This window comes from Streptomyces sp. NPDC031554, assembly GCF_055580685.1.
In genome coordinates, this window is the sequence record NZ_JBVIKX010000007.1 from 372772 (window position 1) to 395417 (window position 22646).

A 22646-nucleotide genomic window follows, 5' to 3' on the forward strand; every position below is an offset into this window, starting at 1 on the left:
CCGGTCCGGGGCCGGCGCCGCCCGGAGCGACCCGTGCGGTCACTCCGAGCGACATATACCGTGCGGCCCGGTGGCGGGGCGGTCTCTCGCGGCGGGGAGCACCCGTTCGTGCCCGTGCGCGGCGGTTGTCCGGCGGAACCTCAGTACGCGCGCTTGGCGGAGCGGCGCAGGAGCACGAACCCGCCGATCAGCAGCAGCGCGCCCGCGGCGGCCGGCCACAGGTCGGCGCCGGTGTCGGCCAGACCGCCCTGGGCCTGCGGTGCGGGGACGGGGGGCGGGGTGTCGCCCGTGTCCGCGGCGACGGGGCTCTGTTCGGGGGCCGTGGCGGGGGCGCCGACCTCGCCCACGGCGCCGGCGCCGGTGTCCTGGGCGGGGATCTCCGCCGCCGGCCCGGTGGACCCGGCCGTCGGCTTCGTGTCGACGCGGGGCTCCGCGGTGCGGGGGGTGTCGACGGAGCCGGCGCCGCCCGCGGCGGGCTCGGTACCGGGCTCCTCCGTGTTCTGGGCGGGGGGCTGCTGGCCGCCCTGGTCCTGGCCGCCGTTCTGACCGCCCTGGTCGGCGCCACCGGCGTTGTCGGCGCCACCGGCGTTGTCGCCGCCGTTGTCGGCACCACCGTTGTCGGCACCGCCGTTGTCGCCGCCGCCGTTGTCGCCGCCCGTGCCGGCGCCGCAGGTGCGGCCCTCGTTGATGCAGGCGACCATCTCGTTCATCAGGTCCTCGTCGAAGACGTTGATGAAGTCCCCGTGGTCCGTGACCGGCTTGTGCAGCTGCTCGGGGAAGGAGTCCACCGCGAACAGCGGGGTCGTGCGGCCGCCGTCCTCGAGGCTCGGCGCGTCGACGTCGTAGACGATGCGCTGCACCAGCTGCGGAACGGCCTTGAAGCCCGCCGGGCAGCTTCCGTCCGCCGCGGCGAACGCCACGTGGGTGCGGTGGTTGGCGCTGTCGATGTTGTTGCCGTCCCAGCAGCTCTGGAAGCGGAAGGTGCGCACGACGTCGCTGCCGTTCGGGCAGACCGGGTACTTGTCCTTCAGCTGCCGGTCCTCGAAGCCGGTGCAGCTCCACGAGGCGTTGGCGTTGGCCGTGCCGTTGACGAAGGCCTTGGCGTCGCCGGTGATGATGCGCAGCAGCCGGGGCATGGCCGTGACGGTGGAGCGCGCGTTGCCCACGAAGGTCATGGTGACCTCCTTGGGCGTGACGATCTCGCCCGCGTTGCCCTCGACCCCGCCGCCGGGGGACTGGGCGTCCTGCTCCTGGGCGCCGTTCTGCAGCCGCAGCACGGGCCAGAAGTACGACGACCTGTCGCCCTGGTCGACGCAGGTGGTCTCAGCGTCGGCGAGGTCTCCGTCCGAGGCGAAGGCGTCGTTGGCCTGGTTGCCCACGTAGTCGTGGAAGTGGTGGGCACCGTTGGTGACGCCGGGCGCGACGATCACGTTGTCGGAGTTGAAGACGCCGTTGGCGTTGACGCCGCAGCTGGTGGCGAAGGTGCCCTTGGAGGGGCCGGCGCCGGGGTCGGCGGCCTGCCCGGAGGGCTGCACGGACGTGATGTCGGCGAAGTCGGCGGCCACGGGGCCGTTGCCCGCCTGCCCGCCGTTGCCCCCGCCGCCCTGGCCGCCGTTGCCCCCGCCGCCGTTGCCCTGCTGCCCGTCTCCGCCCTGCTGCCCGTCTCCCTGGTTCTGGCCGTCTCCTTGGTTCTGGCCGTCCCCTTGGTTCTCGCCGTCTCCCTGGTCCTGGCCGTCCCCGGCCTCCTCGCCCGCCTTGTCGTCGGCGGTGCGCAGCGTGCAGGCGGCGAGATCGGCGAGGCCCTCGGGGCGGTCGCCCACGCGGTCGATGGCGATCCCGATGCGGTCGATCGTCGCGGCGCGCTTCTCCTTCAACGGGTTCATCACCGCGTTGTCGGCGAAGCCGGCGTCGTCGCGCACGGCCTGGGCGGAGTCCTGGAGTTGCCGGTAGGCGGCGGCCGTCTGCTGGTCCAGCAGGGCGAGTTCGCGGTCGACCTCCTCACCCGCGGCCTCCGGGACCGAGGTCAGCCGGCTGCCCACGTCCGGACAGTCGATGGTGACGGAACCGGACGTCCAGGGCCCTTGACCGCCCTCGGTGGCGGAGGCGTAGACGTTCACGGCCATCAGTCCTCCGCCGCCGAGCATCAGCGCGACCGCGGCGAACGTCGCCCGTCGTCCGCCCGTCGGGCGCCTGCGCCTGTTGTCTCCCACGAAGTGCTCCAAAAAACGTCGTCGGCGGCAAGGACATGAGATCCCCGTGCCCCTGTACGCAGCCGGACCCGGGAGTGTTCAACCGCCCCGGAAATTCATGGGAGTTTCTCAGACATCCACACGTATCCGGGTTTCGGCCCTGGACGGGGGACCCTTCGCGGCGGCCGGGGCGACGGTCTCGCGGGCGGCGGTCGGCTCGCCCGTGGCGGTGGGGCCGGCGAAGGCGCGGGAGGGGGACCACGCACGCGACCGGACCCGGAACCACGTACGGAACCAGGCACGGAGCCGGGCACGGAGCCGGGCGGGGCGTCGTCGGCCGTGGAGCAGGCCGAGCACGATCGCGGCGGCCACCGCTATCAGGTGCTCGCGTCCCGCGAGGTTGGGCCTGGCCACCGACTCCCACACCATCGAGCCGCCGGTGAGGGTGAAGACGACGGGGGCCCGCCGGACGACGGAGATGTAGGTGAACAGGCCCACGACCGCGGCCGACGGGCCCGTGTCGAGCACCTGTCCGGCCTCCGGCGGCAGACCGAACCCCCACCGGTCCGGCCCCGCCATGATCATCACCCGTGCGGTGAGGGTGCCGGCCAGCGTGGTCGCGTAGGCGACGGCCAGGGTGCGGGCCCGGCCGATGCTGTTCTCGGCCAGCGCGAAGGCGAGGAACAGCTGGGTGATGCCGGCCCAGACCGGCAGGTCGAGCGCGGGGACGTACAGCGAGACCGGGGTGCGCAGGAGGGTCAGCCACAGCGGGAGGTCGCCCTGGACGCCGCCGACGGCACGCACGACGTCCGCCCCGGCGGGCCGCTGGGCGAGGGCGTGGAAGAAGATGACGCCCCCGACGGCCACACCGGCGAGCAGCAGCCCGGCGGGTCCGCGCCGGAGCAGCCGCCGTACCGGGTCGACGACGATGCCGTCCGCCTCGGCGCGCAGCGTGCGCAGGACGAACGCGCCCGCGCCGGTGACGCGGGCCGCCGCGCCGGGCCGCCCGTCCCTCGCGCCGCCGCGCACGGCACGGCCCTCACCGGCGCCGCGCCGCCGTTCCTGTCCTGGACGCACGGTCCTCAAGGTCTCCCCCACCGCTCGCCGCGCGCGGGGAGCGCACGGCCGGATCCGGCACCCGGCGCGCGGCGCCGGCCCGGGGGCCGGACCCGCGCGCCGGGTCGTACGCCCATGTAGACGCCGAGAAGGCCTTCCGGGATCACTCCGGAGCCGTGATCAGGAAGAACGCCGGGTCCGGACCGGCCGGGCGCCGTCCACCGGGGCGGTCGTCCCGCGCGGTCGTGCCGCCGAAGGCGTGCCCCGGACGTGGGTCAGCTCCACAGTTCCCCGCTGTCGCACAGTTCCGCTCCCATGTTGCGTTCCATCATCCGCAGCGCCGCGTCCGCGAGGTCGGCGTGGATGTGGGCGACCGCGTCCCGCGGGACGGTCACCTCCAGGTGGCGGATGTGGGCGTCGAGCGCGGAGTACAGGACGCACTGCTCGGTGACCTGGCCGCACAGGACGAGGTGGTCGACGCCCTGCTGGTCGAGCAGGTAGGCGAGCGGGGTGTCGAAGAAGATCGAGTGCCGGGCCTTGACCACGAAGAGGGAATCGCCGTCGGGGACCAGCGGCTCGACGAGGCCGGCGTGCGGACCGGAGAGCGCCGTGTCGAGGAGTTCGCCGTGGTGGGAACGCCACTCGCCGAAGTTGTCGTTGACGTAGACGACCGGGACGCCGGACCCGCGCGCCCGTTCCAGCAGTCCGGCCGCCGCCGGGACCACCTCGCGGGCCGACGGCAGGAGCAGGTCGGCGTCGGGGTGGTCGTACGTGTTGATCATGTCGATGACGATCAGTGCGGTGTTGCCCATGCGTGCGGGAGTTCCCCTCCGGGAGCGAATGCCACGGAGCGGCTCTCGGCCGGGGCGGCCCGGCTCGGCGTTGCCGGTGGCAAGGGGGGTCCCGGCCGGATCGGACACGGGGGAAGTCGGCGCCGGCCGGGAACGGCCGTGGTTCCCGGGGGAACCGGCCGCTCCTCCACCGTAGGACGGCCGCGCGGTGTCCGCGCGGCGGGCGGACGGAGCGGGTGACCGGCGGCGGGCGGACGGAGCGGGTGACCGGCGGCGGACGGGCCGGTGGGCCCGGGTTCCGGTCGGTGCCGGAACCCGGGCCCACCGGGCCGCCACAAAGCCTCAGCCCTGGCGGGCCTTGAAGCGGGGTTCCTTCCTGTTGACGACGAAGGTGACCCCCTTCCGGCGCACGACCTGCGCTCCGGGCCTGGACTTCAGGGAGCGCAGGGAACTGCGCACCTTCATGACTGCCTCCTCCTGTGCCGCGTCTCCGGGCCGGCGCGCCCGCACCGTCGCGGGCGGGCGCGCTCCCGGCCGGTGGTCCTCGGTCAGCGCTCCTCGCGGAACGTGACGTGCCGTCCGACGACGGCGTCGTACTTGCGCAGGACCAGGCGGTCGGCGTCGTTGCGGCGGTTCTTGCGGGTCACGTAGGTCGCGCCGGTACCGGCCGTGGACCTCAGGGTGACGACGGGGCGCGCCGTGCTGCGTGCCATGGGGGCCTCCTTTCACCGGCATCGCCCTCATTGAGCGGTGCATGCCAGTCGCGCGGTACAACAGCGGAGGGGGACGGGGCATTCCCGCGCCGGGCGGGGCGCGGCCGGCCCGGCCCGGCGGCACGGGCGGCGTGGCGGCCGGCGGCACGGGCGGCGTGGCGGCCGGCGGCACGGGCGGTGTGGCGGGACTCCTCCCACGACCGCCGGGACCGGCGCGGCGATCTGGAGCGGAGCCCTGCCGCACACCACCTCCATGGCGTCCGGCGCGGGCGGGCGGCGGGCAAGGACGGCGTCGGCGAGGAGGGCGGCGGCCGCCGTGCGGGAGAGTGGGGCGCGGTGGCGTGCGGGAGAGGGGGCGTGCGCGGCGGTACCGGCCTGCCCCTCCGGCACCGCCCCCGCCTCGGTTACAGTGCTCCGCCGGTGTCGAACAGGAAACCGGTTTCGAACGGAGGAGGGACAGCGGTGCGCTTCGGGGTGGGGAACGGATGGCGGGGCCTGGTGGCGGCGGCCCTGGTGACGGGGCTGGCGGCAGCGGGGTGCGGGGATTCGGGCGACGGCCCGGACTCCTCCGGCACGAAGGCGAAGGCGAAGGCGTCGGCCGGCGCCGAGGTCGCGGCGCGCGGGGAGAGCATCGGCGCCGCGGGATCGGCCTGTGAGCTGCCCGTCACGTTCGACATCGCCGAGTTCTGGGAGGCCGAGGCCATCGACGCGGCCTCCCAACAGGGCGAGACCGGCAACGAGCTCGTCGACGACCTCTCCGACGCGTTCCTGCACCAGGGCCGGGTCACCATGGCCTGCGAGGTCGACGCCAAGCCGGCCGGCAAGCTCGGCTTCCTCCGGGTGTGGACGGGCCGGCCCGGTGACACCGACGCCCGCGCCGTGCTGGAGGGTTTCGTGACCGCCGAGGAGGGGGCGAGCGGGGCGGAGTACCGCTCGTTCACGTCCGGTTCGCTCTCCGGCACGGAGGTGGAGTACACCACGACGAGCGAGCTGCTGGAGGAGACGAAGAAGGAACGCGCCCTGGCCGTGAGCACGCCCGACGGCCCGGTCGTCGTCCACCTCGGGGGCATGGACACCGAGGAGCACGAGGCGATGCTGCCGGCGTACGAACTGGCCAAGAAAAGCCTCGAGGTGACCGCCTGACGGAGCCCGCCGGCCCTCCCGCGTCCGTCCTCCCGCCTCCCTCGTCCCGCCCGCTGGTCGCCGCCCTCCCGCCCTCGGCTCCCGTCAGGTCTCCCCGGCGGCGACGAGTTCGCGCATCCGGGCGGCGGCCCGCACCGCCGCGTCGGCGCAGCAGTTGTTGAACAGCACGTGCACCCGCTCGGCCCGGCCGGCGAGCGCGTGCACCCTGGGCACCCACGCGCGCAGTTCGCCGTCGGTGTACTCGTGCCGGAAGCGGTCCTCCTTGCTGCCGGTCCCCCAGGCACGGCTGCGGCCGTGGAACCGTACGACCGCCAGCCGTTCGCAGGTCACGGGCGTGACCGGCGGGATCGCGGACGGCAGCGACGGCTCCATGTCGACGGCGACGGCGGAGAAGCCGTACGACCGCAGCAGGTCCTCGGTGGTACGCCGTCGTGGCTCGTGCCACCAGTCGGGGTGCCGGAACTCCACGCAGACCGGCCACCCGGCGGTGCGCTCGCGGCACTCGGCGAGGACGGCGTCCGCCCGGGGGCCGGGGCGCAGCCACGGCGGGAACTGGAACAGGACGGCACCCAGCCGTCCCGCGTCGCGCAGCGGCCGGATGCCGTCCGAGAAGCGCCGCCACACCTCGTCGAGCGCCTTCGGCGAGCGGACGTCGTCGGGCAGCCCCGGCGGCAGCACGGCGGAGCGGGTGGGGTGGCCGGTCAGCAGGGAGAAGGCCTTCACGTCGAACACGAACCCGTCCGGCGTGCGCTGCGCCCACAGCCGGCTGGTGCGTTCGGAGGGCAGGGCGTAGTAGGTGGCGTCGACCTCGACCAGGGGGAAGTGCTCGGCGTAGTGCCGCAACCGCCCCTCCGCGTCCCGCCGTCCGGACGGGTACCAGCCGCTGCCGAGGAGCGCCCGGTCCGTCCACGAACAGGAGCCGATCAGTATCTCTCCCATGGCAGCCGGTTACCCCGGACGGAGGAGGTCAGCCGCCGGACTCCCCCGGAGGGACGAACCGGCGGACCGGCGGCCCGGCGGCCCGGCGGAGCCATGAACCCGCGGCCCGGCGGCCCGGCGGCCCGGCGACCCGGCGGCCCGGCGGCCCGGCGGCCCGGCGGAGCCACGGACCCATGGACCGGCGGTCCGGTGGGCCGGCGACCTGGTGGACCCGCGGCCCGGCGGCCCGACAGGCCCGCCGCCCGGCGCCCCGGTCCGCGGGAGCCCCCGCCGCCGCCTCCGCGCGGATGCACATCCGTCCCCGCCGGGCGCATTCTTGCTGTGTCGCCCTCCGGGCGGCGCACGGACGAGGTGGGTCGATGACTGGGAGCGCCGGGGACCGGCGGGAACCGCCCGCTCCGCCGGCCTCGCTGCTGGCCGGGGCCGTGGCGGACGGGCTGCGGACCGCGGGCGGCCGCGCCGGTGGCCTGTACCTGTGCTCCGGCACGCCCGGACTCCTGCGGCTCGCCGTCCTCTCGGGTCTGCCCGGCCCCCTGTTCCGTCCGTGGGACCGGGTGGCGGTGGACCGCCCGTTCCCGGTGGCCGACGCCTACCGGCTGGGCGTCCCGGTGGTCCTCGCCAACGCCACGGAGGCCATGCGCCGCTATCCGCAGTTCGCGGCCGGGCTGCCGTTCCAGTTCGGGACGCTCAACGTGCCCGTCGGCGCGGCGGGCCGGACCTTCGGGGTGATGACCGTGCTGCGGCCGGCCGCCGCCGACGCCGCGGCGGTGCTGGCCGAGAGCGACCGCCTGCAGCGCGTCGCCGAGTACCTGGGCGTCGCCCTGCTGCGGAGGGACGCGGCGGGCGACGGCGTGACCTGGGACGGCGAACCGTTGTGCGTCCGCCCGCCCGCCGCGGACCGGCCCCCCGGCCGCTTCGGCCACCTGACCTGGGACCCGGCGACGGACGCCGTCACCGCCGACGGTCCCGCCCGCGCCCTGCTGGGTCTTCCCCCCGACCGGGAACCGGGCACGCCGTCCGTCCTGACCCGGTCCGTCGACCCGGCCGACGCCCACCGGCTGCCCGCCCTGCTGCGGGAGACCGCCCACGGCCGGCCCCCGCCCCGGCCCGTCCGGCTCCGCCTGGCCGACGGCGGCCTGCGCCTGCTGGAGCTGCGGCCCTCCGGCACGGTGGCACCCGTCCGCGGCCCGCTTCCCGTCAGCGGGGTGCTGTTCGACCCGGGTCCGGGCGCCCTGGCCGACGGCGCCGCCGACCTGCTGCCCGAGGGCGTCTTCTGCCTGGACCGGCTCGGGCTGGTCGTCTACGCCAACCCCCGCGCCGCGCACCTCCTGGGCGTCCCCCCGAGCGGGCTGCTCGGCAGGTCCCTCTGGGACGCCGTGCCGTGGCTGGACCAGCCCGTCTGCGAGGAACACCTGCGCGGCGCGCTGCTGTCCCCGGAGCCGGTGCACTTCCACGTCCGCCGGCCCGACCCCGGTGAGTCCCGCCCCCACGACGGCGGCGGCCGGCCGGGGTACGACCGGCCCCCGCCCCCGCGCCCGTACGAGGGCGACTGGCTGAGCCTGGCGGTGTACCCCGGTCCCGACGTCCTGACCTGCACCGCCGTCCCGGCGAACCGGGTGCCGGAGGCCCCGGGGGCCGCCGGGGCCGGCGTCCCGGCGGCCGCCGGGTCCTCCGTCGACCCGGAGGCCGACGTTCCCGCCCCGGATCTCGCCGCCGCGACGGCCCCGCCGTACCGGCCGATCGCGCTGGCCATCGCGCTCACGGAGGCGGTGACCGCCCGTCAGGTGTCGGCGGTGGTCATGCAGGAGCTGCTGCCCGCGTTCGGCGGCCGGCGCATCGCCATCTACCTGCTGCAGGACAGGCACCTGCGCCTGGCGTGGGAGAGCGGCTTCCCCGAGGGCTTCCTGGCGCCGTTCGAGGGCGTGGCGCTGGACGCCCGGCTGCCGGGCGTGGAGACGCTCACCACCGGCCGCCCCCTCTTCTTCGACTCGATGGAGCAGATCGCCGAGGCCTACCCCGGCATCGCGATGGACGCGGCGGAGGGCGCCCGTGCCTTCCTCCCGCTGATCGCCTCCGGCCGCGCGGTCGGCTCGTGCATCCTCGGTTTCGACCGCCCGCGCAGTTTCAGCTCCGAGGAGCGCACGGTCCTCACCGCGCTCGCCGGGCTGATCGCCCACGCGATGGAGAAGGCCCAGCGCTACGACACCGAGGCGGCCCTGGCCCGCGGTCTCCAGCAGGCGCTGCTCCCCCGGCGGCTGTCGCAGCACGCGGGCGTGGAGACCGCCGGACGCTACCTGGCGGGCACCGAGGGCCTGGAGGTGGGCGGCGACTGGTACGACGTCGTGGAGGCCGGGGACGGCCTGGCGCTGGTCATCGGAGACGTCCAGGGCCACGGGGTGCAGGCCGCCGCGACCATGGGGCAACTGCGCAGCGCGGTGCGGGCCTTCGCGCTGAGCGACCGGCCGCCCCAGGAGGTCATGGGCGGCACGAACCGCCTGCTGATCGACCTCGACCCCGGCCAGTTCGCCAGCTGCTGCTACGTCCGTCTGGACCCGGCCACCGGTCTGGCCCGGGTGGCCAACGCCGGGCACCTCCCGCCGCTGCTGCGTCACCCGGACGGAGGGACGCGCGTCGTGGGCCTGCCGGAGGGAATGGTGCTCGGCGTCGACGCCCGCGCCCGGTACGCGGTGGCGGAGCTGCGTCTGGAGCCGGGCGCCGTGCTGGCGCTGTACACGGACGGGCTGGTCGAGCGGCCGGGGTACGACATCGACGACGGCATCGGCACCCTGCGGGCGGCGCTGGCGGAGGCGGGCGCCGCGCGGGGACGTTCCCTCGCGGACCTGGCCGACCGGCTCACCGCGTCCGCCCGTCAGGCGCCCGACCGGCCCGACGACATGGCCCTGCTGCTCGCCACCCGCCGCGGCCCGCCGCCGTAGACCGCCCGCGCCGCGGGCGACGCGGCACCACCAGGACCGGCCGGGCCATGGAAACCGCCCGCGCCACCGGGACCGCCCGCGCCACCGGCATCGGTCCTGCCTCCGGCATCGGCCGTGCCGCCGACCGCCCCGGGACCGCCACCGTCGTCACCCGGCCCCGCCCCTCGACCCCTCGACGGCAGTCGGGCCGGCCGCTGGGAGCGCCCCGCCCCGCGACGGCCGTCGGGGGCGCCGCCACCGGCCCGCGTCACCGGTGTCGTCGGCGCCGTGCGGGCCGCCCCGGTCCGTCACCCCGCGTGATGCCTCTCGCCTGACGGGGCCGGGCAGTGTAGACATGGCACATGGTCCGACTCCTGGGGCGATCGGGTGCCCGGCCGGCCCGTCGTCCCCGGGCCCCGCTGGTGCGGCGCACGCCCGAGAGCTCGCTCGGCGGGCGCAGTCTCGCCGCGCAGGTGTTCGTCCTGCAGGTGGTCGTCGTCCTGTTGCTGGTCGTCGCCGCGGTCGTCGCCCTGGTGCTCCAGGCCCGGCGCGACACCACCGAGGAGGCCCGCAACCGCTCGCTCGCCGTCGCGCAGACCTTCGCGAACTCGCCCGGCATCCTGGCGGCGCTGCGCAGCCCCGACCCGACGGCCGTGCTCCAGCCGCGGGCCGAGGCCGCCCGCGAGGCGTCGGAGGTCGACTTCATCGTCGTCATGGACCCGGACGGCATCCGCTACACCCACCCCAAGCCGGACCGCATCGGCAAGAAGTTCGTCGGCACGCTGGCCCCGGCGCAGGCCGGCGGGACGGTCGTCGAGGAGGTCGACGGGACGATCGGGCGGCTGGTGCAGGCCGTGGTGCCGGTGAAGGCGGCCGACGGCGAGGTCGTGGGGCTGGTGTCGGCCGGCATCACCACCGCCCGGGTCGGCGGCGACGCCGACCGTCAGCTGCCGCTGGTGCTGGTGACGGCCGGGGTGGCGCTGGCCCTGGCCACCGGGGGCACGGCCCTGGTCAGCCGCCGCCTGCTGCGGCAGACGCACGGCCTGGGCCCGCGCGAGATGACCCGCATGTACGAGCACCACGACGCGGTCCTGCACTCCGTGCGCGAAGGGGTGATCATCGTCGACGGCGAGGGCGACCTGCTGCTCGCCAACGACGAGGCGCACCGGCTGCTGGACCTGCCGAAGGACGCCGAGCTGCGCAAGGTGTTCGATCTGGGCCTGGACGCCGACACCGCCGAGCTGCTCGCCTCCGGCCGGACGGCGACCGACGAGGTGCACCTGGTCGGGGAGCGGCTGCTGGCGATCAACCAGCGGCCCACCGACGCCGAGGGCGGCCCGGCCGGCAGTGTCGCCACGCTGCGCGACTCGACGGAGCTGCGGGCCCTGTCCGGCCGGGCGGAGGCGGCACGCGAGCGCCTGGACATGCTGTACGCGGCCGGGGTGGGCATCGGGACCAGCCTGGACGTGACGCGGACCGCCGAGGAGCTGGCGGAGCTGGCCGTGCCCCGGTTCGCGGACTTCGCGTGCGTCGACCTCTTCGACGCCGTGCTGGAGGGCGAGGAGCCCGGGACGCGGGGCACCCTGCGGCGCACGGCGGTGAGCGCGGTCCGCGAGGGTGCGCCGCTGTACGCGGTGGACGGACGGATCCGGTTCGTGGCGTCGTCCCCGCAGGCCCGCAGCCTGGCGGAGGGCCGGCCCGTGCTGGAGACCCGGCTCGCCGAGTCGCCGGGCTGGCGGGCGCAGGACCTGGAACGGACCGAGCAGGTGGTGGAGTACGGCATCCACTCGCTGATCGCCGTGCCCGTGCGGGCCGGGGCGCTGGTGCTGGGCGTGGTCAGCTTCTGGCGTTCGGAGCGGCCGCAGCCCTTCGACCACGAGGAGGTCGCCCTCGCGGAGGAGCTGGTGGCGCGGGCCGCGGTCTCCATCGACAACGCGCGCCGCTTCACCCGCGAGCACGGCATGGCCGTCACCCTCCAGCGCAGTCTGCTGCCGCGCACCCTGCCCGAGCAGGGCGCCCTGGACGTCGCCTACCGCTATCTGCCGGCGCAGGCGGGGGTCGGCGGCGACTGGTTCGACGTGCTGCCGCTGTCGGGGGCCCGGGTCGCGCTGGTCGTCGGGGACGTCGTCGGGCACGGGCTGCACGCGGCGGCCACCATGGGGCGGCTGCGCACCGCGGTCCACAACTTCTCCGCCCTGGACCTGGCGCCGGAGGAGCTCCTGTCGCTGCTCGACGAGATGGTCGCGCGCATCGACCAGGACGAGACGGCCGACGGCACCGCCGCGCCCGTGGCGGGGGCGACCTGCCTGTACGCGATCTACGATCCGGTGTCCCGGTGCTGCGCCGTCGCCCGCGCCGGCCATCCGCCGCCCGCGCTGGTCCGTCCGGACGGGCGGGTGGAGTTCCTCGACGTCCCGGCGGGCCCGCCGCTGGGGCTCGGCGGGCTGCCCTTCGAGACGGCCGAGGTGGAACTGCCCGAGGGCAGCCGGCTGGTGCTGTACACCGACGGCCTGGTGGAGGACCGCGCGCAGGACATCGACACCGGTCTGGAACGGCTGCGCACCGCGCTCGGGGACGGTGACGGCTCGCCCGAGGACACCTGCCGGGTCGTCCTGGAGTCGCTGCTGCCGGCCCGTCCGGACGACGACATCGCCCTGATCGTGGCCCGCACCCGGGCGCTCGGCGCGGACCGGGTCGCGGAGTGGGAGGTGCCGGTGGACCCGGCCGCCGTCGGCGAGGTGCGGGCGGCGGTGGCCCGGCAGCTGGCGCGCTGGGGGCTGGAGGAGCTGTCGTTCACGACGGAGCTGATCCTCAGCGAGCTGGTCACCAACGCGATCCGGTACGGCAGCCCGCCCGTCCGGGTGCGTCTGCTGCGCGACCGCACGCTGATCTGCGAGGTCTCCGACAGCAGCAACACCTCGCCGCACCTGAGGTACGCGGCCATGACGGACGAGGGCGGGCGCGGGCTGTTCCTGGTCGCCCAGCTCACGGACCGCTGGGGGACCCGCTACACGCCGACGGGGAAGGTGATCTGGGCGGAGCAGCCGCTGCCCTGAACCGATCGGCGCGCGGGGGCCGGGGGTGTCCGGCGGGGACGTCCCGCGAAGCCGCCCACGTCCCATAAACGGCGCTTATGAGTCCATAGACCGGACCCGCGTACCGGGTTAGGTTTGCCTCAGTTTAGGCTTCCCCCGAGTCGACCTGTCACCGCTCGAAGGGAACCTGATCATGCCCCGCCCCCTGCGGGTAGCCATCGTCGGAGCCGGCCCCGCCGGGATCTACGCCGCCGACGCGCTGCTCAAGTCGGATGTGGCCACCGAGCCCGGTGTCTCCATCGACCTCTTCGAGCGCATGCCGGCCCCGTTCGGTCTGATCCGGTACGGCGTGGCCCCCGACCACCCCCGGATCAAGGGCATCATCACCGCCCTGCACCAGGTCCTCGACAAGCCGCAGATACGTCTCTTCGGCAATGTCGACTACCCGGCCGACCTGAACCTGGACGACCTGCGCGCCTTCTACGACGCCGTGATCTTCTCGACCGGCGCCATGGCGGACCGCGAGATGTCGATCCCGGGCATCGACCTCGACGGCTCCTACGGTGCCGCCGACTTCGTGTCCTGGTACGACGGTCACCCGGACGTGCCGCGCACCTGGCCGCTGGAGGCGGAGAAGGTCGCCGTCCTCGGCGTCGGCAACGTCGCCCTGGACGTGGCCCGCGTCCTCGCCAAGACGGCGGACGAGCTGCTGCCCACCGAGATCCCGCCGAACGTCCACGAGGGTCTGAAGGCCAACAAGGCGCTGGAGGTCCACGTCTTCGGCCGCCGCGGCCCGGCGCAGGCGAAGTTCTCCCCGATGGAGCTGCGGGAGCTGGACCACTCCCCCAACATCGAGGTGATCGTCGACCCCGAGGACATCGACTACGACGAGGGTTCGATCGCCACCCGGCGCGGCAACAAGCAGGCCGACATGGTCGCCAAGACGCTGGAGAACTGGGCGATCCGCGACACCGGCGACCGTCCGCACAAGCTGTTCCTGCACTTCTTCGAGTCGCCCGCGGAGATCCTCGGCGAGGACGGCAGGGTCGTGGGCCTGCGCACCGAGCGCACCGCCCTCGACGGCACCGGCAACGTCAAGGGCACCGGCGAGTTCAAGGACTGGGACGTCACGGCGGTCTACCGCGCCGTCGGCTACCTGTCGGAGAAGCTGCCGAAGCTGCCCTGGGACATGGACTCGGGCACGGTCCCGGACGAGGGCGGCCGGGTCATCGAGGAGAGCGGCGCGCACCTGCAGTCGACGTACGTCACCGGCTGGATCAGGCGCGGCCCGGTCGGTCTGATCGGCCACACCAAGGGCGACGCCAACGAGACGGTGTCGAACCTGCTGGACGACTTCGCCCACGGCCGTCTGCACACGCCGTCCTCCCCCGCTCCCGAGGCGGTGGACGCGTTCCTCGCCGAACGCGACGTCCGCTACACCACCTGGGAGGGCTGGTACAAGCTGGACGCCGCGGAGAAGGCGCTGGGCGAGCCGCAGGGCCGCGAGCGCGTCAAGATCGTCGAGCGCGAGGACATGCTCCGCGAGAGCGGCGCCTGACCGGCCGCGGAAGCGGCGCGTGATCGTCGGGGAAGGGTCCGGGACTGCCGTCCGCGGGCCCTTCCCGCTGTCGGGGCGGGCCGGCCGGAGTCCTCTGCCGGCCCCGGCCGGCCCGCCCTGTGCGCTCAGTCCTCCCTCGTCCGCCGGATGGCGGGGGCTCCCGGGATCATCCCGTCGTCCACCGCTTGGTCGACCGCTTCGTGCACCTCCCGGTACACGAGGTCGGGGTTCTCCGCGGGCCGGTCCGGCAGGCCCGCCTCCTGCCGGTCCAGGGCGGTGCGCCGCGCGAGTTCCTCCTCGTCGGGCCGCAGGGGCAGCCCTTTGCCGTGGCCGGAGTACGGATCGCCCTCGACGGCGCGGTTGGATTTGTGATGCGTCATACCGTCTCGCCCTCCTTCTCCTCCGCCACGTCCGCGCGGCCGCTGCGCGCGGTGCGCCGGAGGGAGTCGTCCCGCGCCTCGGCGACGCGCGGGCCGCCGGACGGAGCACCACCCGGCGACGGCATCGACAGGAGTGGCTCCCGGTGCGGCGACGGGTCCCTTCAACCGAAACGCCGCGCCGGACGTGCCGCAAGTGGAGGCGGTCGCGGACCGGTTCCGCGGACGCCCTCCCGCGGGGCGCACCCGCTCAGGACGCCCTCCGGCGGGGCGCGCTCGCGCGATGTGCGGGCGCTTTCGGGGCCGTGCCCGGGCGGGTACGGATCCGGGGGCCGCGCCTCCTCACGGGGACGCCGCGGTGCGGCACGAGGCCGTGGGCCCGCCGCACCCGGCCCGCTCCCCGCCGCCGGGCCGTTCGGTCCGGGCGGACTGCGCGACCCGCGCGGACCGGGCGTCCACGACCCGTCCGTCGGATCCCCCCGTGCCCGCGGAAGGGCGGCTCCGGGCTGGGTGTGCCGACCCACAGGGCTGTCGAGGCGGGCCGACACACCCAGGGCGCGCCCGCCCGTGCCCCGGCGCGACCTCCCGTGCACCCGCCGTACGGGCTCGGCGGGAATGGCGTGGTCGGGGTGCGGGCATGCTCTGGGCGAGGTCGCCTCCGGTGGTCCGTACCGGAACCGGAGCGCAGTGCCCTCCCCCTCTTCCCGCCCGCGTCGCATGAAGGAATCAGGTCTTGGCTCAAACGTACCCCGAGGCGCCGTCAGCCCGCCGTCCCGGCCGCTCCTGGACCATCCGCGTGGTCGGGCACCGGGACCGCACCGCGTCGGTCACCTGCTCCTCCGCGTGCGCGATGCCGTCGCGCTCGCGCGATCTCACGGCCCTGCGCCGCTTCGCCGAAGCCCATGCCGCCGCGCACGCCCGGGCGGCGTCGGTGCGCCACGACGCCGCCTGCGGGTGCCGGCGCGAGCGGTGCGCCCTGCACGAGGACACGCGGGTCGTCTGTGCCGGCGCGGTCCTGCTGGTGCTGCGGCACGATCCGGCCGTGGGCCAGGTGTGGACGCTCAGCGAGGTCTGCTCCGCCTGCGCCGCGTTGATGCCGCACACCCGCGTCATCGGCCGTGCCGCGCCGCCGGCGGCCCGCGCGGGCGGCCCGGATCCGGCCGGCGGCCGGGTGGCGGACGTCGGCCCGGAGTCGGCCGCGGCACCGCCGCGGCTGGTGCCCGGCGGCTTCAGCGCGCCCGGCGCGGCTCCTGGCGGTGCGGAACGGGCCGTGGGCCGGCGGCGCGGCGCCGACCGCCGCCGGGGCCGGGCGGGGGGCGGCGGCGCGTAGGGCTGCTCCACGAAGAGGTGAGGGGCCGCCGTGAGGTGAGGACGCGGGGCCGCTCCGCGGTCCGGCCCGAGCCCGGTTCAGCCGCCGTGCTCCGAGCCCCGCTGGGGTCCGAGCTGCCGGGGGATGCGCATCGGCAGGGCGCCCAGGGGACGGTTCTCGGGCGGGGGCGGGACGGTGGGGACGGCCGGGCGCGCCGGCCGCGGCGCGGGCCGGGCCGCCATCAGGCCGGCGATGTGGGCGCCGCTGCGCCGGCCCTCGAGGTGCAGACGGCCGACGTTGGCGCGGTCGTCGGCGAGCAGCGTGAGGACGGCGGTGGGGCCGGCCGCGTACGTGGCGACGTATCCCCCGGCCCCGCGCACGAGGAGTTCGCGGAACTCGCCCCGCGCCGTGAGGTCCACCATGCGGTGGCCGACGCCGAGGGCGGCCGCGGTGAGGGCCGCGAGGCCCTCCGGCTGGACGCCGGGCATGTCCTGGGCGAGGACGAGTCCGTCGACGCTGGCCGCCAGTGCCCCCGTCAGCAGGGGCATGCGGGAGCGCAGCCGGTGCAGTTCGTTCAGGACCTCGGCCTCGACGGCCATGACCGGTCTCCTTTCGGCGCGGGTCGGCGGCGCGGCGGTCGCCGGTCCGGCGGGGCCGGCGGCGGGCGGCCACCGGGGCGTGACCTCGAGGTTACGGAAAGTGGCGGTCCCGGGTGGGCTCTTCGGCATTTTCCTCTGGAACATGCGGCCCGGTTCCGGTGAACGGTCCGCGGGCTCCGCACGAGGGCTGCCGCGGGCACGGGAACGGGCCCGCCCCGACGCGGACGGCGGGTGAGGACCGTCCGCCGGGTCGATCGGCGGCGGCCGCCGCGGCGCGCACCACGGGTGCGCGTCCGCGTCCGGCGGTGGACGCCGCACACCTCGCGTACGGGCCGTGTACGGACCGCGCGCGGATCACGGCGGCACCGGGTCGGCGTGCCGCCCGCGCGCGGCACGCCGCCCGCCCTCACGGAGGCGAACGGCGCGCGGCGCACGGCGCACGGCAGGCGGCGAGCAGCTCATGACGAGTGGCGAGTGGCGAGCAGCGCACGGCGGGTGGTGCACGGCGAAATGGGGCGGGCGGTGGGACGAGGCGGACGACGGGGCCGGCGGTCTCCCCCGGCCGGACGATCCGGTGCGGCGGGACCGGCGGCGGTCACCGCGCCGAAGCCCCGGGCGGAGACCCCGGGGCAAGGCGCCGGACGGAGACCCCGGGGCAAGGCGCCGGACGGGGACCCCGAGCGGAGCCCCTGGACCGGGCATCGAGCCGAGGTCCCAGCAGGCCGAGGCCCCGAACGGAGCCCCCGGGCCGGGACGCGAGACCGAGGCGGTCACCGGCGCGGTCCGCCCTGTGAGATCGGGTGTCGTCGGGGTGTTCCTCCTGCGTACGGTCGGCCGGGCCCCGCCGCCCGCCCCCGCCGGGGCGTCGCCCGGATGCCCCACTCCGCGCGTGGCGCGGGGCCCGGACGGGAATGCGCACCACGACCCGATATGCGCCGACCCCGCTCGATCACCCGCCCGTCGCGACGGCGATACTGGCACTCCCCCGTCGCCCTCGCTCCTCACGAAGGGACTCATGCTCACCTCCCCGACCGTCCCGGTCCCGACGCCCTCCACGGTGTGGCTGACCCGCGGCCGTCACACCGGGCCGACCGCGCCGGACGTCCTGCGCAAGAACCTCCGATCCCTCAAGGACGCCGGCAGGCTCCAGGATTTCCTGGAGGTCCCCGACGCCGACACCGCCGAGGGCGAACTGGTCTTCGAAGCCCGCTGGCAGGTGCTCGACGACATCACCGTGCGGGCCCGGCTGACGCTCGGCGAGTGGTCCGGGCGCGGGCAGGAATGGACGCTGGTCGCGGAGGCGGAGCGGCCGTGGGACCTGCGCTGGCCGTCGCCGGCCGCCATGTTCTGGCCCTGGGACGAGGACTCCCCGTGGGGTCAGGAGACGGTCGCCGGCGGCCGCTACCTCGACGTCAGCCCGCTCCCGGCGGACGACAAGGAACTGCGGCGGGTGCTGCGCGGCGCCCAGCGCGACACCTGGACCATCGACGTGCTGGTGCACGAGGCCATGACCCCCGACGAGCGGGGCCGCCGTTCCCTGATCCGGCTGCTGCCGCCCGGGCTGCACCACCGGGTGGTGGAGCACCGCGCGGCGCCGCACCAGCTGCGGACCGCGAACTGGGCGCTGCGCGAGTCGGGCGTGGAGCTGCCCCGCGGCGGCGCGCTGGTGCTGCCGGGGTCCCCGGCCCCGGCCGGGTACGAGGCCGCCGACTTCTCGGTGCGCAGCGTCTTCCTGGACGGCACGCACCCCACCGAGCTGCTGGACGCGGTGCACCGGTTCGCCGCCCTGCCCACGTCGCTGCCGGACGGCGGCGAGGCCGCGCTGACCGCGCTGCGGGAGGAGTGGCGGCTGCTGACGCCGGAGGAGGAGCTGGCCCGCGAGCGCGCCCTCGTGGTCAGGTACCGGGAGGCACTGGAGGCGATGACGCAGTCCCGCGACCTGTACCGGGAAGCCGCCGAACAGGCGCACGAGGCGCTGAAGGCCTACCGGGAGGCGGCCGGGCCCGACGAGCCCCCGCAGCCGGCCGCCAGACCCGCCGGCTCGCCGTTCCAGCAGCTGGGCCGGACCCTGGAACGCCTCCGCGAGACGGCGAAGGGCCTGCGCCCGGCCACGGCCGAGGGCGCGCGGGAGCGGGGGCCGGCGGGCGACGAGGCGGGGTAGGGCCTGTCCGGCGGGCGACGAGGCCGTTTTTGGCCCTCCGGGACGTGTCGGGCGGCGTCCGCTGGATACGCGGTCCCCATCGCACGACGGGTCTTCCGAAGGGGTCCACGACATGGGCAGCGAGCAGCAACCCGCGCACGACGCCGGCGCACCGCCTCCGTACCGTTCCGAGACGACCCTGCGGGTCAACGGCAAACCGCACACCCTGACGGTGGACCACCGGCGCGTCCTGCTGGACCTCCTGCGGGAGGACCTGGACCTCACCGGCGCCAAGAAGGGCTGCGACCACGGCCAGTGCGGCGCCTGCACGGTCCTGGTCGACGGCCGGCGGGTGAACAGCTGCCTGCTGCTCGCCGTGGCCGCCGACGGCTGCGACGTCACGACCGTGGAGGGACTGTCGGGCGACGGCGAGGAGCCGCACCCGCTCCAGCGGGCCTTCCTGGCACGCGACGCCTTCCAGTGCGGCTACTGCACGCCGGGGCAGCTCTGCTCCGCGGTCGGCGCCCTCGCCGAGGCGGAGGCCGGCCACCCCTCGCACGTCACCGGCGCGGGCCCGGTCCACGGCCCGGTGCCGCTCGACCGGGACGAGATCCGTGAGCGGCTCAGCGGCAATCTGTGCCGGTGCGGGGCGTATCCCCGCATCGTCGACGCGGTCGAGGACGTGATCCGGTGAAATCCTTCGCCTACGTACGGGCCGGCAGTCTCGCCGAGGCCGCCGACGCCTACGCCTCCCACCCCGGCGCCCGCTACCTGGGCGGCGGCACCAACCTCGTCGACCTGATGAAACTCGGCGTCGAGCGGCCCACCACCCTGATCGACGTCACCCGGCTGCCCATGGACGGGGTGACGGAGCTGCCGGACGGTTCGCTGCGGGTGGGCGCGCTGGTGCGCAACAGCGACCTGGCGGCGCATCCGCTGGTCCGCGAGCGCTTCCCGGTCCTGTCGCAGGCGCTGCTCGCCGGTGCCTCCGGCCAGCTGCGCAACGCCGCGACGACCGGCGGGAACCTCCTCCAGCGCACCCGCTGCCCGTACTTCCAGGACGTCTCCAAGCCCTGCAACAAGCGGGAGCCGGGCAGCGGCTGCGGCGCCCTGACCGGGGTGCACCGCGATCACGCGGTGCTCGGCCACTCCGAGCACTGCGTCGCCACCCACCCCTCGGACATGGCGGTCGCCCTGGCCGCGCTGGACGCCGAGGTCGAGCTGTACGGCCTGGCGGGCGTACGGCGGGTGCCCGCGGCGGAGTTCCACCGGCTGCCCGGCGACCACCCGGAGCGGGACTCCGTGGTGGAGCCGGGCGAGCTGGTGACCGCGGTCCTGCTGCCGGCCGCCACGGCCGGGATGCCGTCCGCGTACCGCAAGGCGCGCGACCGGGCGTCGTACGCCTTCGCGCTGGCCTCCGTCGCGGTGGTCCTGGAGGTGTCGGACGGCGTGGTCGCGCACGCGGGGATCGCGTTCGGAGGGCTGGCGCACCGGCCCTGGCGGGCCCGGCGGGCCGAGGAGGCGCTCGTGGGGGCGGCGCCGACCCGGGCGGCGTGCGAGCGTGCCGTCGGCCTCGAACTGGAGCAGGCCCGGCCGCTGCCCGGCAACGCCTACAAGGTGCCCCTCGCGCGGGGTCTCGCCGTCGACGTCCTCGACCGGCTCGCGCGCGGCGGCCCGGCACCACGACCCGGGGAGGACGCGTGAGGACCCCCGCCACGGGCGCTCCGGCCGAGCGCCGCGAAGGCCGCGAGAAGGTCACCGGGACCGCCCGCTACGCCGCCGAGTTCCCCGCCTCCGGGCGGCTGTTCGCCCGTCCGGTGCCCGCCCGGGTCGCCCGCGGCCGGGTGACGGGGGTGGACGCCTCGGGCGCGCTCGCCCTGCCCGGCGTCGTGTCCGTGCTCACCCACGAGAACGCGCCGCGGCTCGCCGAGCCGGACGATCCGACCCTCGCCGTGCTCCAGGACGCCCGGGTGCCGCACCGGGGCTGGTTCGTCGCCCTGGTGGTGGCGGACAGCCCGGAGGCCGCGCGGGACGGGGCCGGCGCCGTGCGCGTCGACTGCGCGGCGGAGCCGCACGACGTCGCGCTGTCCGCGACGCACCCGGACGCCTACGTGCCCGAGGAGGCCAACGGCGGGTATCCGGCGGTCCGCGAACGCGGGCACCCGGCGGAGGCGTTCGCGGCCGCGGCCGTCCGGGTCGACGTCGGCTACCGGGTGCCGCCGCTGCACAACCACCCCATGGAGCCGCACGCCAGCACCGCGCGCTGGGACGGGGAGCACCTGACGGTGCACACCTCCAGCCAGGGCACCACGACCGTACGGGACGTGCTCGCCGCCCTGTTCGGGCTGGCGGCGGAGCGGATCACCGTCGTCGCCGAGCACGTCGGCGGCGGCTTCGGCTCCAAGGGCACGCCCCGGCCGGACGTGGTGCTCGCCGTGATGGCCGCCCTGCGGCACACCGGACGGCAGGTCACGGTCGCCCTGCCGCGACGCTTCCTGCCCTCGGTGGTCGGGCACCGGGCGCCGACCCTGCACCGGCTGCGCCTCGGCGCGGACGCCGACGGCCGGCTGACCTGCCTGGACCACGAGGTCACCACGCACACCTCCCGCGTGAAGGAGTTCGTGGAGCAGGCGGCGGTACCGGGCCGCGTCATGTACGCCGCCCCGCACAGCCGTACGGCGCACCGCGTGGTGCCGCTCGACGTGCCGAGCCCCTCCTGGATGCGGGCGCCCGGGGAGGCGCCGGGCATGTACGCGCTGGAGTCGGCCATGGACGAACTCGCCGCGGAGCTGGGCGTGGACCCGATCGAGCTGCGGGTGCGCAACGAGCCGGAGACGGAGCCGGACAGCGGCCGGCCGTTCAGCAGCCGTCACCTCGTCGAGTGCCTGCGTGAGGGGGCGCGCAGGTTCGGCTGGGAGCGGCGCGATCCGCGGCCGCGCTCCGGCCGGCGGGGCCCGCTGCTGGTCGGGACGGGCGTGGCCGCGGCCACCTACCCGGTGCTGGTGTCGCCGTCGACCGCGGCGGCCCGCGCCCTGCCCGACGGGAGCTTCCTCGTCGAGGTCAACGCCACGGACATCGGCACCGGGGCCCGTACCGTCCTCGCGCAGATCGCCGCCGACGCCCTCGACGTGCCCCTGGAGCGCGTCCGGGTCCGGCTCGGCAGCAGCGACCTGCCGTCCGCCCCGCTGGCCGGCGGCTCCTCCGGTACGGCGTCCTGGGGCGGGCCGGTGCACGAGGCGTGCGTGCGGCTCGCGCACCGCCTGGCCGCCTTCCCGGGGCCCGTGTCCGAGCACGGCCTGGTCGAGCACGCCGACACCACCGGTACCGCCGACGCGGACACCGGGTACGCCCGGCACGCGTTCGGGGCGCACTTCGCGGAGGTCGCCGTGGACACGGTGACCGGCGAGGTGCGGGCGCGCCGGCTGCTCGGGGTGTACGCGGCGGGGCGCATCCTCAACGCCCGCACCGCCCGTTCCCAGTTCGTCGGCGGCATGACGATGGGCCTGGGCATGGCGTTGACCGAGGGCAGCACGATGGACGCCTCCTTCGGCGACTTCGCGGAGTCCGACCTGGCGTCGTACCACGTGCCCGCGCACGCCGACGTGCCGGACGTCGAGGCCTACTGGGTCGAGGAGGACGACCCGCACCTCAACCCCATGGGCAGCAAGGGCATCGGGGAGATCGGCATCGTCGGCACGGCCGCCGCGGTGGGCAACGCGGTCCACCACGCGACCGGCGTCCGTTTCCGTGAACTCCCCCTCACCCCGGACCGGGTGCTCACCGCGCTGTCGGAGTCCGGCCGCTGAGGCGGCGCCCGCCCCGGCCGCGTGCGTCCGCGCGGGCGGGGCGGGCGGCCGGGGCGGGCGATCGGCCGGTGCCGGG

The 22646-nt window shown here is 76.0% G+C and carries 18 protein-coding genes; 9 read left to right on the forward strand and 9 right to left on the reverse strand.

Going from position 1 to position 22646, the window contains the following annotated elements; all coding sequences use genetic code 11:
• Positions 1 to 140 precede the first annotated feature (140 nt).
• From ACZ5FU_RS20880 to rpmG, 5 genes are all read right to left on the reverse strand, one after another.
• The gene (locus ACZ5FU_RS20880; RefSeq protein ID WP_468836521.1) at positions 141 to 2123 is read right to left on the reverse strand and encodes a DUF1996 domain-containing protein; all 1983 of its coding nucleotides are present in this window, start codon (positions 2121 to 2123) and stop codon (positions 141 to 143) included.
• 195 nt (positions 2124 to 2318) lie between these two features.
• The gene (locus ACZ5FU_RS20885; protein ID WP_468836414.1) at positions 2319 to 3266 is read right to left on the reverse strand and encodes a hypothetical protein; all 948 of its coding nucleotides are present in this window, start codon (positions 3264 to 3266) and stop codon (positions 2319 to 2321) included.
• Between the two features lie 254 nt (positions 3267 to 3520).
• Positions 3521 to 4057 (reverse strand): cysteine hydrolase family protein, encoded by a 537-nt coding sequence (locus tag ACZ5FU_RS20890; RefSeq protein ID WP_451527699.1) that lies wholly within the window; start codon positions 4055 to 4057, stop codon positions 3521 to 3523.
• A gap of 321 nt (positions 4058 to 4378) precedes the next feature.
• Positions 4379 to 4501: a type B 50S ribosomal protein L36 gene (gene ykgO, locus ACZ5FU_RS20895; protein WP_451527698.1), complete on the reverse strand. Its 123-nt coding sequence runs from the start codon at positions 4499 to 4501 to the stop codon at positions 4379 to 4381.
• 83 nt (positions 4502 to 4584) lie between these two features.
• Positions 4585 to 4749 (reverse strand): 50S ribosomal protein L33, encoded by a 165-nt coding sequence (gene rpmG / locus ACZ5FU_RS20900; protein WP_451527697.1) that lies wholly within the window; start codon positions 4747 to 4749, stop codon positions 4585 to 4587.
• Positions 4750 to 5211: 462 nt separating this feature from the next.
• Between rpmG and ACZ5FU_RS20905 the strand changes: the two genes are divergently transcribed.
• Entirely contained in the window at positions 5212 to 5892 is a 681-nt protein-coding gene (locus ACZ5FU_RS20905; RefSeq protein ID WP_451527696.1) for a lipoprotein, read from the forward strand.
• Between the two features lie 84 nt (positions 5893 to 5976).
• On the opposite strand, the gene ACZ5FU_RS20910 is transcribed toward ACZ5FU_RS20905, so the two are convergent.
• Positions 5977 to 6831, reverse strand: a complete 855-nt coding sequence (locus ACZ5FU_RS20910) for a DUF72 domain-containing protein (RefSeq protein ID WP_451527695.1) — start codon at positions 6829 to 6831, stop codon at positions 5977 to 5979.
• Positions 6832 to 7190: 359 nt separating this feature from the next.
• On the opposite strand from ACZ5FU_RS20910, the gene ACZ5FU_RS20915 reads away from it, so the two are divergent.
• The 3 genes from ACZ5FU_RS20915 (at position 7191) to ACZ5FU_RS20925 (ending at position 14339) form a co-directional block, all read left to right on the forward strand.
• Positions 7191 to 9767, forward strand: a complete 2577-nt coding sequence (locus ACZ5FU_RS20915; RefSeq protein WP_468643348.1) for a SpoIIE family protein phosphatase — start codon at positions 7191 to 7193, stop codon at positions 9765 to 9767.
• Between the two features lie 341 nt (positions 9768 to 10108).
• Complete coding sequence (locus ACZ5FU_RS20920) at positions 10109 to 12802, forward strand: SpoIIE family protein phosphatase (protein ID WP_451527693.1); 2694 nt, start codon at positions 10109 to 10111, stop codon at positions 12800 to 12802.
• 172 nt (positions 12803 to 12974) lie between these two features.
• A complete protein-coding gene (locus ACZ5FU_RS20925; protein ID WP_468836406.1) occupies positions 12975 to 14339 on the forward strand; it encodes an FAD-dependent oxidoreductase in 1365 nt (454 codons plus the stop codon).
• A 125-nt stretch (positions 14340 to 14464) separates the two neighbouring features.
• Here the strand turns inward: ACZ5FU_RS20925 and ACZ5FU_RS20930 are convergent, their stop codons facing one another.
• Together ACZ5FU_RS20930 and ACZ5FU_RS20935 are read right to left on the reverse strand one after the other, a co-directional pair.
• Positions 14465 to 14719 carry a hypothetical protein gene (locus ACZ5FU_RS20930; protein WP_451527691.1) on the reverse strand — a complete coding sequence of 85 codons (255 nt, stop codon included), beginning with the start codon at positions 14717 to 14719 and terminating at the stop codon, positions 14465 to 14467.
• On the reverse strand, positions 14716 to 14844 hold the full coding sequence (locus ACZ5FU_RS20935) for a hypothetical protein (RefSeq protein WP_468643345.1): 129 nt from the start codon (positions 14842 to 14844) through the stop codon (positions 14716 to 14718). The genes ACZ5FU_RS20930 and ACZ5FU_RS20935 overlap by 4 nt, the downstream gene beginning before the upstream one ends.
• 605 nt (positions 14845 to 15449) lie before the next feature.
• Between ACZ5FU_RS20935 and ACZ5FU_RS20940 the strand changes: the two genes are divergently transcribed.
• A complete protein-coding gene (locus tag ACZ5FU_RS20940) occupies positions 15450 to 16046 on the forward strand; it encodes a hypothetical protein (protein ID WP_468836402.1) in 597 nt (198 codons plus the stop codon).
• Positions 16047 to 16123: 77 nt separating this feature from the next.
• Here the strand turns inward: ACZ5FU_RS20940 and ACZ5FU_RS20945 are convergent, their stop codons facing one another.
• Positions 16124 to 16624 carry a roadblock/LC7 domain-containing protein gene (locus ACZ5FU_RS20945; RefSeq protein ID WP_451527689.1) on the reverse strand — a complete coding sequence of 167 codons (501 nt, stop codon included), beginning with the start codon at positions 16622 to 16624 and terminating at the stop codon, positions 16124 to 16126.
• A gap of 1015 nt (positions 16625 to 17639) precedes the next feature.
• Between ACZ5FU_RS20945 and ACZ5FU_RS20950 the strand changes: the two genes are divergently transcribed.
• From ACZ5FU_RS20950 to ACZ5FU_RS20965, 4 genes are all read left to right on the forward strand, one after another.
• Entirely contained in the window at positions 17640 to 18785 is a 1146-nt protein-coding gene (locus tag ACZ5FU_RS20950) for a hypothetical protein (protein ID WP_451527688.1), read from the forward strand.
• Between the two features lie 112 nt (positions 18786 to 18897).
• Entirely contained in the window at positions 18898 to 19458 is a 561-nt protein-coding gene (locus tag ACZ5FU_RS20955; RefSeq protein WP_451527687.1) for a 2Fe-2S iron-sulfur cluster-binding protein, read from the forward strand.
• Positions 19455 to 20468 carry an FAD binding domain-containing protein gene (locus ACZ5FU_RS20960; RefSeq protein ID WP_451527686.1) on the forward strand — a complete coding sequence of 338 codons (1014 nt, stop codon included), beginning with the start codon at positions 19455 to 19457 and terminating at the stop codon, positions 20466 to 20468. Before ACZ5FU_RS20955 ends, ACZ5FU_RS20960 begins: the two co-directional genes overlap by 4 nt.
• Positions 20465 to 22570, forward strand: a complete 2106-nt coding sequence (locus ACZ5FU_RS20965; protein ID WP_451778180.1) for a xanthine dehydrogenase family protein molybdopterin-binding subunit — start codon at positions 20465 to 20467, stop codon at positions 22568 to 22570. Before ACZ5FU_RS20960 ends, ACZ5FU_RS20965 begins: the two co-directional genes overlap by 4 nt.
• Positions 22571 to 22646: the final 76 nt, after the last annotated feature.

Bases quoted from the DNA above. Each gene is read 5' to 3' on its own strand.
- rpmG (WP_451527697.1), bottom strand. From the start codon at position 4,749: ATGGCACGCAGCACGGCGCGCCCCGTCGTCACCCTGAGGTCCACGGCC.
- ACZ5FU_RS20915 (WP_468643348.1), top strand. From the start codon at position 7,191: ATGACTGGGAGCGCCGGGGACCGGCGGGAACCGCCCGCTCCGCCGGCC.
- ACZ5FU_RS20910 (WP_451527695.1), bottom strand. From the start codon at position 6,831: ATGGGAGAGATACTGATCGGCTCCTGTTCGTGGACGGACCGGGCGCTC.
- ACZ5FU_RS20945 (WP_451527689.1), bottom strand. From the start codon at position 16,624: ATGGCCGTCGAGGCCGAGGTCCTGAACGAACTGCACCGGCTGCGCTCC.
- ACZ5FU_RS20935 (WP_468643345.1), bottom strand. From the start codon at position 14,844: ATGCCGTCGCCGGGTGGTGCTCCGTCCGGCGGCCCGCGCGTCGCCGAG.
- ACZ5FU_RS20890 (WP_451527699.1), bottom strand. From the start codon at position 4,057: ATGGGCAACACCGCACTGATCGTCATCGACATGATCAACACGTACGAC.
- ACZ5FU_RS20930 (WP_451527691.1), bottom strand. From the start codon at position 14,719: ATGACGCATCACAAATCCAACCGCGCCGTCGAGGGCGATCCGTACTCC.
- ACZ5FU_RS20920 (WP_451527693.1), top strand. From the start codon at position 10,109: ATGGTCCGACTCCTGGGGCGATCGGGTGCCCGGCCGGCCCGTCGTCCC.
- ACZ5FU_RS20950 (WP_451527688.1), top strand. From the start codon at position 17,640: ATGCTCACCTCCCCGACCGTCCCGGTCCCGACGCCCTCCACGGTGTGG.
- ACZ5FU_RS20925 (WP_468836406.1), top strand. From the start codon at position 12,975: ATGCCCCGCCCCCTGCGGGTAGCCATCGTCGGAGCCGGCCCCGCCGGG.
- ACZ5FU_RS20880 (WP_468836521.1), bottom strand. From the start codon at position 2,123: ATGGCCGTGAACGTCTACGCCTCCGCCACCGAGGGCGGTCAAGGGCCC.
- ACZ5FU_RS20955 (WP_451527687.1), top strand. From the start codon at position 18,898: ATGGGCAGCGAGCAGCAACCCGCGCACGACGCCGGCGCACCGCCTCCG.
- ykgO (WP_451527698.1), bottom strand. From the start codon at position 4,501: ATGAAGGTGCGCAGTTCCCTGCGCTCCCTGAAGTCCAGGCCCGGAGCG.